The sequence below is a fragment of the Cyanobium sp. BA20m-p-22 genome (assembly GCF_024346275.1).
Taxonomy (GTDB): domain Bacteria; phylum Cyanobacteriota; class Cyanobacteriia; order PCC-6307; family Cyanobiaceae; genus Cyanobium_A.
Genome location: NZ_JAGQCQ010000105.1, coordinates 1 through 10723, shown reverse-complemented (window position 1 = coordinate 10723; position 10723 = coordinate 1). Strand labels below are relative to the sequence as shown.

The 10723-nt window shown below is 67.0% G+C and carries 12 protein-coding genes and 2 tRNA genes; 4 read left to right on the top strand and 10 right to left on the bottom strand.

Annotated features, from left to right (window positions below; all coding sequences use genetic code 11):
- The coding region (locus KBZ15_RS10415) for an aminotransferase class V-fold PLP-dependent enzyme (RefSeq protein ID WP_255015152.1) at window positions 1-351 on the top strand (351 nt) is incomplete at its 5' end.
- A 76-nt stretch (window positions 352-427) separates the two neighbouring features.
- Here KBZ15_RS10415 and aqpZ read toward each other — a convergent pair.
- The 4 genes from aqpZ to yidD all read right to left on the bottom strand — a co-directional run bounded on the left by aqpZ (window position 428) and on the right by yidD (window position 3385).
- The gene (aqpZ, locus tag KBZ15_RS10410) at window positions 428-1168 is read right to left on the bottom strand and encodes an aquaporin Z (protein ID WP_255015153.1); all 741 of its coding nucleotides are present in this window, start codon (window positions 1166-1168) and stop codon (window positions 428-430) included.
- Window positions 1169-1270: 102 nt separating this feature from the next.
- The gene (locus tag KBZ15_RS10405) at window positions 1271-2764 is read right to left on the bottom strand and encodes a UDP-N-acetylmuramoyl-L-alanyl-D-glutamate--2,6-diaminopimelate ligase (protein ID WP_255015150.1); all 1494 of its coding nucleotides are present in this window, start codon (window positions 2762-2764) and stop codon (window positions 1271-1273) included.
- Between the two features lie 27 nt (window positions 2765-2791).
- Entirely contained in the window at window positions 2792-3064 is a 273-nt protein-coding gene (locus KBZ15_RS10400; protein ID WP_255015148.1) for a glutaredoxin family protein, read from the bottom strand.
- Window positions 3065-3385 (bottom strand): membrane protein insertion efficiency factor YidD, encoded by a 321-nt coding sequence (gene yidD / locus KBZ15_RS10395; RefSeq protein WP_255015147.1) that lies wholly within the window; start codon window positions 3383-3385, stop codon window positions 3065-3067. It lies immediately after the preceding gene.
- A gap of 90 nt (window positions 3386-3475) precedes the next feature.
- On the opposite strand from yidD, the gene rpsD reads away from it, so the two are divergent.
- Window positions 3476-4084 (top strand): 30S ribosomal protein S4, encoded by a 609-nt coding sequence (rpsD, locus tag KBZ15_RS10390; RefSeq protein WP_254930035.1) that lies wholly within the window; start codon window positions 3476-3478, stop codon window positions 4082-4084.
- 88 nt (window positions 4085-4172) lie between these two features.
- Here rpsD and KBZ15_RS10385 read toward each other — a convergent pair whose 3' ends face one another.
- The 6 genes from KBZ15_RS10385 to KBZ15_RS10360 form a co-directional block, all read right to left on the bottom strand.
- On the bottom strand, window positions 4173-5444 hold the full coding sequence (locus KBZ15_RS10385) for a geranylgeranyl reductase family protein (protein ID WP_255015146.1): 1272 nt from the start codon (window positions 5442-5444) through the stop codon (window positions 4173-4175).
- A 5-nt stretch (window positions 5445-5449) separates the two neighbouring features.
- Window positions 5450-6334 carry an indole-3-glycerol phosphate synthase TrpC gene (trpC, locus tag KBZ15_RS10380; RefSeq protein WP_254930036.1) on the bottom strand — a complete coding sequence of 295 codons (885 nt, stop codon included), beginning with the start codon at window positions 6332-6334 and terminating at the stop codon, window positions 5450-5452.
- Window position 6335: 1 nt separating this feature from the next.
- Complete coding sequence (locus KBZ15_RS10375) at window positions 6336-7841, bottom strand: dihydrolipoyl dehydrogenase (RefSeq protein ID WP_254930018.1); 1506 nt, start codon at window positions 7839-7841, stop codon at window positions 6336-6338.
- A 37-nt stretch (window positions 7842-7878) separates the two neighbouring features.
- A complete protein-coding gene (locus tag KBZ15_RS10370; protein WP_255015145.1) occupies window positions 7879-8706 on the bottom strand; it encodes an RNA methyltransferase in 828 nt (275 codons plus the stop codon).
- A gap of 4 nt (window positions 8707-8710) precedes the next feature.
- Window positions 8711-8923, bottom strand: a complete 213-nt coding sequence (locus KBZ15_RS10365; RefSeq protein ID WP_396123433.1) for a hypothetical protein — start codon at window positions 8921-8923, stop codon at window positions 8711-8713.
- Between the two features lie 44 nt (window positions 8924-8967).
- A tRNA-Leu gene (locus KBZ15_RS10360) sits at window positions 8968-9051 on the bottom strand.
- Window positions 9052-9252: 201 nt separating this feature from the next.
- Between KBZ15_RS10360 and murA the strand changes: the two genes are divergently transcribed.
- Window positions 9253-10590 (top strand): UDP-N-acetylglucosamine 1-carboxyvinyltransferase, encoded by a 1338-nt coding sequence (gene murA / locus KBZ15_RS10355; protein WP_255015143.1) that lies wholly within the window; start codon window positions 9253-9255, stop codon window positions 10588-10590.
- Between the two features lie 12 nt (window positions 10591-10602).
- Window positions 10603-10684, top strand: a tRNA-Leu gene (locus KBZ15_RS10350).
- Window positions 10685-10723 lie beyond the last annotated feature (39 nt).

The following is a 10723-nucleotide window of genomic DNA, read 5'->3' as shown; positions in this document are numbered from 1 at the left end:
GCCACCTCCTGCGTACCCCTTTGCGCTGGGCTTGAGCAATCCCTGCACCTGCTGGAGGCGGAAGGCACTGCCGAAGAGCGCCTGGCCCTGATTCAGCAGCGCAGCGGCTATCTCTGGCAAGGACTGCAGGCCAACCCCCGGGTCCGCACCCTGTTGGAGCTGCCGCCACCAGCGGGGCTGGTGAGCTTTGAGCTCAGCGGCGAAAATCCAGAAAGGGTAGTGAAGCGCCTGGGTGAACAGGGCATCTGGCTGCGCAGCCTCGACGATCCCCACTGCCTGCGGGCCTGCACCCACATCACCAGCACCGAAGCTGAAATCGAGCAGCTGCTTGAAGCTTTGCAAACGGCCTGAGACGCTCCCAACCCCAAACAAAAAGGGGCTTCCGCCCCTCCTTATCTAGATCCAGCTTGCCTAGATCTAATTGGGATCAAGAAGCCTGGTCGCTGAACACATTGCGGTACACCCAGCCAGCCAGCAGGGCCCCCACAATCGGTGCCAGCCAGAACAGCCAGAGCTGACCCATCGCTTCTACTCCGGCCCAAACAGCCACTGCAGTGCTACGGGCAGGGTTCACCGATGTGTTGGTCACCGGGATGCTGATCATATGAATCAGGGCCAGAGTGAGGCCGATAGCAAGGCCAGCAAAACCAGATGGTGCCAGACGATCGGTGGCCCCAATAATCACCAACAGGAAGAAGAAGGTGAGCACCAGCTCCACGATCAAGGCCGCCCAGAAGCCATAGCCACCCGGTGAATGGCTGCCCCAACCATTTGTTGCAAGCGGGTTGCTGCCAGACATTACTAAATCAAACGCCGGTCCACCGGCCACCACCAGCTTGATGAAGCCTCCGGCCAGCACACCCCCAATCACCTGAGCCACTATGTAAGGGAGCAACTCCGAACCCTTCATTCGGCCGCTGGCCCAAAGGCCGAAGCTGACCGCCGGGTTGAGGTGACATCCAGAGATGTGGCCAATTGCATAGGCCATGGTCACCACCGTGAGACCAAAGGCCAGCGACACGCCCAGAAAACCCAGACCAAAGGGATTGCCCGGGGCAATATCAGCTCCAGTGATGTAAGGGAAATTAGCGGCGATTGCGGCACTGCCGCAGCCTCCCAACACCAGCCAAAAAGTACCGAAACCTTCGGCAAGAAGCTTCTTGACCATCGGAACAGAGGTTGTCACAAAGATGGCTGAAATAACAAGAGAAATGTACCCAGAGCACCTTGCACAAACAAGTCACTGGGTATATTTCGATACATTCAGCCCCTAAGTGGTACGCCGGCGGCGCAGGGCTTTCTCCGCCTCTTCCCGATCGTCGAAATGAACCTTGGTGGTGCCGAGAATCTGGTAGTCCTCGTGGCCCTTGCCGGCGATCAGCACCAGATCCCCAGGTGCGGCAGTGGCGATGGCGGCGGCGATGGCGGCCGCCCGGTCGGCCTCGACCTGAGTGGATCCTCCAGGAGGAATGCCCGCCACCACGTCGGCCAGGATCTGCAGGGGGTCTTCGGTGCGGGGGTTGTCGGAGGTGACCACCACCTGGTCGGCCAGCCGCGCTGCGATGGCACCCATCTGGGGGCGCTTGCTGCGGTCGCGGTCGCCGCCGCAGCCAAACACGCAGATCAGACGCCCCGCCGTGAAGGGCCGGCAGGCCGCCAGGGCGTTTTCCAGGCCATCGGGAGTGTGGGCGTAATCCACCAGCACCGCCGGATCCCCCTGGCCATCACCCACCACCACCCGCTCCATCCGGCCGGGCACGCCGCCGAAGCTGGCCAGCCCCTCGAGCAACCGGGGCAGGGGAACTCCCTGCTGTACCAAGGCTCCAACCGCCTGCAGCAGGTTCATCAGGTTGAAGCGCCCCACCAGGGGCGAGTGGAATGGCCCCTCCCCCGCCGGCGTCCGCAGCACCCCGCGCACGCCAGCTGCGCCGAGCTGCAGCTCAGCGATGAACAGCTCGGCGCTGGGGTCTTCCAGGGAACTGCGCCAGCAGCTCGCGCCCAGCCGGGCCGCCAGCTGGGCGCCCCAGGGATCATCAGCGTTCACCACCGCCCCGCCCGCCAGCAACGGCTCGGCAAACAGCAGGGCCTTGGCCTCGAAGTAGGCCTGCATCGAAGGGTGGTAGTCGAGGTGGTCCTGAGTGAGATTGGTAAACACGGCACCGGCGAACCGGCAGCCCGCCACCCGCTGCTGATCCAGGGCATGGGAGCTCACCTCCATGGCACCGATCTGGGCACCGGCCTCGACGGCCTGGGCCAGCTGGGCCTGGAGCAGGTCGGCGAAGGCGGTGGTGTGCTGGGCGGTGACGCTCTGGCCGGGCCAGCGGTTCACCAGGGTGCCGAACAGGGCCGCCGGCCGGCCGGCGGCGGCGGCCAGATGCTCAATCAGGTGGGTGGTGGTGGTTTTGCCATTGGTGCCGGTGACCCCGATCAAGGTGAGTCGCTGGCTCGGCTGGCCCCAAAACTCAGCCGCCAGCAACCCCGCCCAGCGGGCCAGGGGATCGGCTGCCACCAGCACCCCATCCCCGGGGCCGGGCGGCTGGGCCGCGGCCGCCGCAGGGCTGATCACGGCCGCCAGGGCGCCGGCCCGAAGTGCCTGGGGCCAAAAGCAGCCCCCATCCACCTGGGTGCCTGGCAACCCCACAAATAGGGAACCGGGGCCTACGCGGCGGGAATCGCAACTGATGCCGGCCAGCTCCCCGTCCGGCAAGTCCGCCGGCACCTCCAGACCCACCTGCCGCAGGACCGGATGGAGCAGCTGGGTCATGGCACCAGTTGGCTGAATGGGGTCTTTCTAAGCCTCCTGGCCGAAAAAACCCTGCTTCTGCAACCAAACCTGCAAGCCGGCCCCGGCCAGCCGCGGCGGCACCCGAGGCAACTCCCGATCCCCAGCCGATGAGCGCAGCAGCAACACGGGCACCTCCAGCCCGTAGCGATGCTGCAGGGCCGGCTCGGTGTCCACATCGATCACCACCACTGCCGGTGCAGGGGCCAGGGCGGCCAGCTTCTGGCCAAGGCCCTCACACAGGCAGCAGCCCTTGCGGGTTATCAGAACCAGCGAATTCATCTAATCGGGCACGGGATCACAGCCGCAGGGGGTGAACGGATGGCAGCGCAGTAGCCGCCGCAGGGTGAGCCAGCTGCCGCGCCAGGGGCCATGGCGACTGATCGCCTCGAGGCCGTAGGCGCTGCAGCTGGGGATGAAGCGGCAGCGGGGGCCCAGCAGGGGCGAGAGCCAGCGGCGGTAGAGGCCAATCAAGCCAAGCAACAGAGCCGCCACCAGCCCGGCCACCCCCCCGGGGCCAGCGGCTTCGAGCGACGCCAGCGTCGGCTCGGGCTGCAGCTCTAGGTCGCGCGGCCCAACCGATAGGATCGATCGTTGGCGCATCTAGGTGCGAGCAGACGGGTTTCCCCAGCATGCTCGAAGCCACGGCGCCATGGGGGCCTGTCGCTTCCCTCGTCCTTTGAATACCTCTTCATGTCTCGCTACCGCGGCCCTCGTCTGAGGATCACGCGGCGCTTGGGAGACCTTCCCGGTCTCACCCGTAAGTCCGCCAAGCGGTCTTATCCCCCCGGTCAGCACGGCCAAGCCCGTCGCAAGCGCTCCGAATACGCCATCCGCCTGGAAGAGAAGCAGAAGCTTCGCTTCAACTACGGCATCTCCGAGCGCCAGCTCGTGCGCTACGTCAAGAAAGCGCGCGCCCAGGAGGGTTCCACCGGAACCAACCTGCTGAAGCTGCTCGAGAGCCGCCTCGACAATGTGTGCTTCCGCCTGGGTTTTGGGCCCACCGTGCCCGGTGCCCGCCAGCTGGTGAACCATGGCCACGTGACCGTCAACAACCGTGTTGTGGACATCCCCAGCTACCAGTGCAAGGCCGGCGACGTGATCGTCATCCGCGAGCGCAAACAGAGCAAGAAGTTGGCTGAGGGCAACCTGGAATTCCCGGGCCTGGCCAACATCCCACCCCACCTTGAGCTCGACAAGAACAAGCTCACAGCCAAGGTGATCAGCAAGTGCGAGCGCGAGTGGGTCGCCCTCGAAATCAACGAACTGCTGGTGGTGGAGTTCTACAGCCGCAAGGTTTGATCCTCCTGGATCCCTGTTCAAGCAGCCCTCGCTGCGGCGGGGGCTGCTTTTTTTTGGCCGGCCGATCAACCGGCGTTCGCAAGAACCCTCACGTCCCCTTGCCGATCCCCACCACCTCCCCCAACAGCCCGCTGGCGATGCGCCGCAGCGAGCGGCGGCCCAGGCCCCGGAAGTTCAGCTCGCCCCCCAGCAGCCGCACCGCCAATGGCGTGGCCCGCGGCTGGGCGATGCCGTAGCGGTAGGTGAGGCCGCTCAGGCCGTAAAAGAGCCGCCCCAATCGCCGCGCCGCCTCAAAATCATCGGCGAGCAGGCCATGCACCCGGGCGGTGTGGCTGCAGGGCTGGCCTGCCAGCAGCGCCTCGGCCGCCAGCCGGCCGCTGCGGATGGCATGGAACAGGCCATCGCCGAAGAGGGGATTGATCAGACCGGCCGCATCGCCCACCAGCAGCACCCGGCCATCGGCGCTGTGCAGCGGTTCGGGCCCATCCCAGATGGGCAGGGGATGGCCGTGGCCCCGCAGGCCCCGCAGGCGCTCGGGGGCCACCCCCAGGGCGGCGGCATAGGCCCCTATCGCCGCCATGATGCGGGCGCGGGCGCTGGGGTCGCGGCGCAGGTCCCGCTGGCGGCCGTAGAAGAGGCCGGCGCCGATGTTGAGGTGGTCGGCCTTGGGGAACACCCAGGCGTAGCCGCGGCGCAGGGCGCCGTATTCCAGATGCAGCAGATCCGTGCGCAGCAGCGGATCGGCCGGATCCCAGCGGTGCGGCACCTCCAGCTCCAGGGCCAGGGCGATCCGCGGTGAGCGGCGCAGCCCCACGGCGGCGGCCACCCCTCCGGCGGCCCCATCGGCACCGATCACGGCATCGGCCAGCAGCGTGAGCGCCGCGGCTTCCTGGCCGGCCACCGCCCGCCGCCGCACCTGCAGGGTCACACCGCCAGCAGCGCGCTCGAGGCCGGCAAAGGCATGGCCCTCCAGCAGCTCAACGCCGGCGGCCTGGGCCTGGCAGACCAGGGCATGGTCGAAGCGCGGCCGCTGCACCATCAGCAGCCCGCGCGATTGCTCCGGTGGCGTGCCGGGCGGATCAATCGGCGCCTCCACCGCCCGGCCAAAGCACCAGCTATGGCGCATGTAGCGCACCCGCGTATCCACAAGCGCCTCGGGGGCCAGGTCGAGCAGCTCCCGCTGCACCGGCACCGGCATGCCGCCGCCACAGGGCTTGTGGCGGGGCAAGGGCTGCTTCTCCAGCAGGGCCACCCGCAGCCCACCTCTGGCCGCCACCGCCGCCGCCGTGGCGCCGGCCGGCCCGGCCCCCACCACCACCAGGTCGTAGCGGGGCCGCTGCTCGAGGGCTGGCGGTGCCATCCCCGTCAAACCCCGATCAGGGTTTCCAGGGCCGCCGTCACATCCGCCTGGCGCATCAGCGCTTCGCCCACCAGCACCGCATCGGCGCCAGCGCTCTGCACCCGGTCGAGGTCGTCGCGGCTGGCCAGCCCCGATTCGCTCACCAGCAGGCAGCCCTTGGCTCGGATCTGCTCGCCATAGCTGGCGGTGAGCTGCTCGGTGGTGGCCAGATCGGTCTCAAATGTGGCCAGGTTGCGGTTGTTGATGCCGATCAGCTGCACGCCCTCAAGCGCCAGCACCCGCTCCATCTCTGTGGCGTCATGCACCTCCACCAGCAAGGTGAGGCCGAGGGCCCTGGCCACCTTGAGCAGGTAGGCCATGTCCTGATCGCTCAAGATCGCCGCGATCAGCAGGGCCGCATCGGCGCCGGCGGCCCGGGCCTGAAATAGCTGGTAGGGGCTGAGGATGAAGTCCTTGCAGAGCAGGGGCAGGTCGACCACCTGGCGCACCTGCACCAGCACCTCAAAGCCGCCCTGGAAAAACTGCCTATCGGTGAGCACCGACAGGCAGCTGGCCCCGCCGGCCGCGTAGGCCCGGGCGATGGCCTCGGGGTCGAAATCCTCGCGGATCACCCCCTTGCTGGGGCTGGCCTTCTTGATCTCGGCGATCACCGCCGGCTTGCGACAGGCTGCCCGCAGGGCCGCTGAAAAATCCCGGGGCGCAGGCAGATCGGCCACCTGCTGCTTGAGTTTCTCCAGGGGCACCCGCTCCCTGGCCGCGGCCACTTCACGGTCCTTCTCCCAGACGATTTTCTCGAGGATGTGGCGCGGTTCGCTCTCCTTGTGGCGGATGGCGTACTCCAGATGGAGCACCTTGACCTTGGGGTTGGGGGGGCGGCGACGGAACTCCATCTCAGACCCCCACCAGGGCAGGGTCAATCAGGGCAGGGTCGATAAGGGCAGTGGCGATGGCGGCCGCCGCCTGCTTGTAGCCCGCCTCCACCACCTCGCTGAGGGTGGGATGGGTGTGCACCTCAGTGGCCAGTTGCACCACGCTCTGGCGGCGGGCCACGGCGTTGGCGATCTCCTGAATCAGGTCGGCCGCATGCAGGCCGTAGATGTGGGCACCGAGCACCTCGCCGCTGCTCTTGTTGAACAGAAGCTTCATCAGGCCGTCGCTCTCCAGCTCGGCCAGGGCCTTGGAATTGGCCTTGAAATAGCTGCGCACAGTTCCCAGCTCAAAACCCTCCTTGGCCGCCAGGGCCTTGGCATCGACCTCGCTCAGGCCCACCGAGCTGATCTCCGGGTGGGTGAAGGTGGCCGCCGGAATTGAGCGGTAATCGATCGCTCGGGCGTGGCCGAGGATGTTGTCAATCGCCACGGTGCCCTGGGCGGCGGCGGTGTGGGCCAGCATCATCTTGCCGGTCACATCGCCCACGGCCCAGAGGTGGGGCAAGGGTTCGCCGCCCACCAAAACCCGCATCTGGTCGTCGACCGGGATGAAACCGCGCTCGGTCTCGACCCCCAGCGCTGCCAGGTTCAGCTCGGCGCTGGTCGGCACTCGGCCTGTGGCCACCAGCACCGCATCCACCTCCAAGGTCTCCACCAGCTCCTTGGTGCCCATGTCGGCCAGCTCGATCGTCACCGGGCAGCCGGGCGTCACCTTGCGGGCCAGCAAGCCGGCGCGGGCGTCGATGTCGCGGCCGTCGATCAGCTTGCGGGCGGCCAGCTTGGCGATGTCGGGATCGAAGGTGGGCATCACCCGATCCAGGGCCTCGATCATCGTGACCTCGCAGCCCAGGGCCGTGTACACATCGGCAAATTCCAGGCCGATGTAGCCGCTGCCGATGATCGCCAGCCAGCGCGGCAGCCACTCCAGGCTCACCGCCTCGTCGCTGGTAAAGACGGTGCGGCCGTCGGTCTCGATACCGCGGGGCACAAACGGCTCCGAGCCGGTGGCGATGATCACGTCGCGGGCAGAGTACGTACGCTCCACACCGCTGTCGCTCTCCCGCACCGTCACCCGCTGATGAGCGGCCAGGCGCCCCTTGCCCAACAGAATTGACGCGCCGGCCCGCTCGAGGGTCTTGGTGAGGTTGGTGCGGATCGTCGCCACAAGCTGGTTGGCGTGGTCGGCGATTTTCTGGCGCTCGAAGCGCACCGGTGCAGCATGGATGCCGAAACCGGCTAGGTGCTTGGCATCGGCCAGCTCCCGCACCCGGCCGCTGGCGGCCAGCAGGGCCTTGGAGGGTACACAGCCCCGGTTGACGCAGGTGCCGCCCAGGTCACGGGATTCGACGATGGCGACCCGTAGGCCATGGTCAGCGGCGTGCTTGGCCGCATCGAAGCCGCCGTAACCGGCCCCGATCACGATCACGTCGTAATCGAAACCTGATCCGGGGGAGGGGGCGTTGCTCACCGGGCAGCACTGCGGTTGTTGGGGGCATTCTCCCCCTTCAGGCTCCGGCCTGCTGCCGCAGACGCTCGAGCAGCAGGGGGGCCGCAGCCACCGCCACATTCAGGGATTCCACCGCCGCGCTGTGGGGAATGGTGACCCGCTGGCTGGCCAGGGCCTCCAGGTCTGCAGATACGCCGGCCCCCTCATTGCCGAGCAGCAGCACGGTGGGCCGCCGCCAGTCGAGCTGCCAGTAGGGCAGCGGCTCGGGCGGTCCAGCCCCGGGGCGAACCGCCACCACCAGCTGCAGCCCCGCGGCCCGCGCCGCCGCCAGCCGCTCCCCCAGGGCAGCCCGGGGCTCGCGCCGCAGCGGCAGGGCCAGGGCCGCCCCCGCCGAAGCGCGCAACACCTTGGGCTGGAGGGGATCGGCGCCATCAGCCAGCCACAGGGCCTCAACGCCGCTGGCCAGGGCGGTGCGCATCAAGGTGCCGAGATTGCCGGGATCCTGCAGGCCATCGAGGGCCAGAACCAGGGAAGGCCAGGGGCGGGAACTGGCCTCCGGCGGGGGCGGAAGGGTCAGCACCACCCCATCGGGATGGTGGGTTGTGGCAATGGCCGCCAACACCTCTTCACTGACCAAGTGGCAAATGCAGGCCTCCGGCAGGGCGGCGGCCAAGCCACTCTGCCGGGCCCACCAGGGCGGCGTTGCCAGCAACTCGAGCGGCTGCAGCCCCAGCCGCAGCACCTCCTCGAGCAGGTGGGTTCCCTCCAAAAGCAGCAGACCCTCCTGGATCCGCCCCCTGGCGTGATGGAGCAGCCGCAGCCGCTTTACCAAGGGATTGCGCCGGCTGGTGATCGGTTCTGCGCTGTTCAGCCTGGCGCTGGTCACCAGCTCAGAAGGTCTGATGCCTGCGCACGTGCAACTGGTCCTGGAGCACCAGCTCCTTGCCGTCCAGGTCGAGACCCCGCACCGAAGCAACTTCGCCCTTGAGACCCTCGGCCTGAAGGTTCTGGACCAGCTTTTTGAGAACCATGTCCTCGATGGTTGTCTGGTCGAGGCCCGCGGGGGTGAGGCTCTCCAGAAACTTGCCCAACTTCGAGGCCATCAACTCGGAGGCATTCGAAATCTTGAGGACGATCATAAAAAAAATGCGGATGGGGAGACTTGAACTCCCACGACATTGCTGCCACTAGTACCTGAAACTAGCGCGTCTACCAATTCCGCCACATCCGCGTGGCCGTCGCCGGAACGACCCATAAAAGATAGGACATCAGGGGAGACCCTTCACCACAGGTCAACTCAAGATCAACGGCCAGGGGGGCTCTTGAGATGCAAGCCCAATGTCTTGAGATCAAGCCAGTTCCGCCAGCGTCCGCCTAGACGCCTTCAGCTTTTGTTGTCAATATGCCTCAGCACTAGATGGGCAGCCCTTAGATGAGCTTGAACGCTGTCCAGCCCCGCTCAATTCCCAAAATCATTCTTAACCCCCAGCTGGAGATCAGTGGTGGCCGCAGCCTCAGCGGCGAGCTCCACGTGAGCGGGGCCAAGAATTCGGCGTTGGTGTTGATGGCCACCTGCCTGCTCACCCGCGATCCGGTTCGGCTGCGCAACGTGCCGCCCCTCACCGACATCGCGGCCATGGGCGAGATGCTCACCAGCCTCGGTGGCCGGGTGCGCCGCCAGGGTGACTGCCTGGAACTCAGCGGCGAAGCGATCAACAATTCCACAGCCCCCTACGAGCTGGTGAACAGCCTGCGGGCCAGCTTCTTCTGCATCGGTCCGCTGCTCGCCCGGATGGGCATGGCCAAGGTGCCCCTGCCGGGCGGCTGCCAAATCGGCACCCGGCCCGTGGTGGAACACGTCAAGGGGCTAAAGGCCCTGGGAGCCCAGGTCACTATTGAGCATGGGGTCGTCACAGCAGTCGTCCCCGGCCGGGGCCATCGGCTCACCGGCGGCCGCATCCATATGGACTGCCCCAGCGTCGGGGCCACCGAGACCCTGATGATGGCCGCCGCCCTCGCCGATGGCGAGACGGTGATCGACAACGCTGCCCTCGAGCCCGAGGTGCTGGATCTGGCCGGCTTGCTGATCGCCATGGGCGCCAGGATCCGCGGCGCGGGCACACCCACGATCACGATCGTCGGGGTAGAGCGTCTCCACGGCGCCGACTACGCGGTGATCCCCGATCGCATTGAAGCCGGCACCTTTCTGCTGGCTGCGGCCATCACCCGCTCCCAGCTCCGGGTGTCGCCGGTGATTCCCGAGCATCTCGGTGCCGTGATCACCAAACTCGAGGAGGCAGGCTGCAGCATCGAGCACGACGGCATCGGCCTCACGATCAAGGCCGAGCAGATCAATGCCGTTGACCTGCGCACCCAGCCGTTCCCCGGCTTCCCCACCGATCTCCAGGCCCCTTTCATGAGCCTGCTGGCAACGGCTAGGGGCACCAGCGTGATCACCGAAAATATCTTTGAAAACCGGCTGCAACACGTGGCAGAACTGCAGCGCATGGGAGCCGATATCCGCATGCAGGGCAACACCGCCTTCGTGGAGGGAGTTGCCCGCCTCAGCGGCGCGCCGGTGCGGGGCACCGATCTGCGAGCTTCGGCCGCCATGGTGCTGGCCGGTCTCGGCGCCGAGGGGATCACCACCGTGCGGGGGCTGGAATTCCTCGATCGCGGCTACGCCAACCTGGAGGGCAAGCTCAACGCCGCCGGCGCCCGCATCCAGCGGGTCAGTGGCCATGGCAGCGGCGCGGGCATCGCCGCCTAAGCTCTGTATCGCGGGAGCGTGCCGGAATTGGTAGACGGACTCGACTCAAACTCGAGCGCCTTCGGGTTTGTGGGTTCGAGTCCCACCGCTCCCATCTCGCCGGTTTCCACATCAGCGGTGATGGGAACCTATG

What these genes read in the sequence shown, in the direction of transcription:
- rpsD (WP_254930035.1), top strand. Translation starts at nt 3,476, where the DNA reads ATGTCTCGCTACCGCGGCCCTCGTCTGAGGATCACGCGGCGCTTGGGA.
- KBZ15_RS10385 (WP_255015146.1), bottom strand. Translation starts at nt 5,444, where the DNA reads ATGGCACCGCCAGCCCTCGAGCAGCGGCCCCGCTACGACCTGGTGGTG.
- trpC (WP_254930036.1), bottom strand. Translation starts at nt 6,334, where the DNA reads ATGGAGTTCCGTCGCCGCCCCCCCAACCCCAAGGTCAAGGTGCTCCAT.
- KBZ15_RS10365 (WP_396123433.1), bottom strand. Translation starts at nt 8,923, where the DNA reads ATGGCCTCGAAGTTGGGCAAGTTTCTGGAGAGCCTCACCCCCGCGGGC.
- murA (WP_255015143.1), top strand. Translation starts at nt 9,253, where the DNA reads ATGAGCTTGAACGCTGTCCAGCCCCGCTCAATTCCCAAAATCATTCTT.
- aqpZ (WP_255015153.1), bottom strand. Translation starts at nt 1,168, where the DNA reads ATGGTCAAGAAGCTTCTTGCCGAAGGTTTCGGTACTTTTTGGCTGGTG.
- KBZ15_RS10400 (WP_255015148.1), bottom strand. Translation starts at nt 3,064, where the DNA reads ATGAATTCGCTGGTTCTGATAACCCGCAAGGGCTGCTGCCTGTGTGAG.
- yidD (WP_255015147.1), bottom strand. Translation starts at nt 3,385, where the DNA reads ATGCGCCAACGATCGATCCTATCGGTTGGGCCGCGCGACCTAGAGCTG.
- KBZ15_RS10405 (WP_255015150.1), bottom strand. Translation starts at nt 2,764, where the DNA reads ATGACCCAGCTGCTCCATCCGGTCCTGCGGCAGGTGGGTCTGGAGGTG.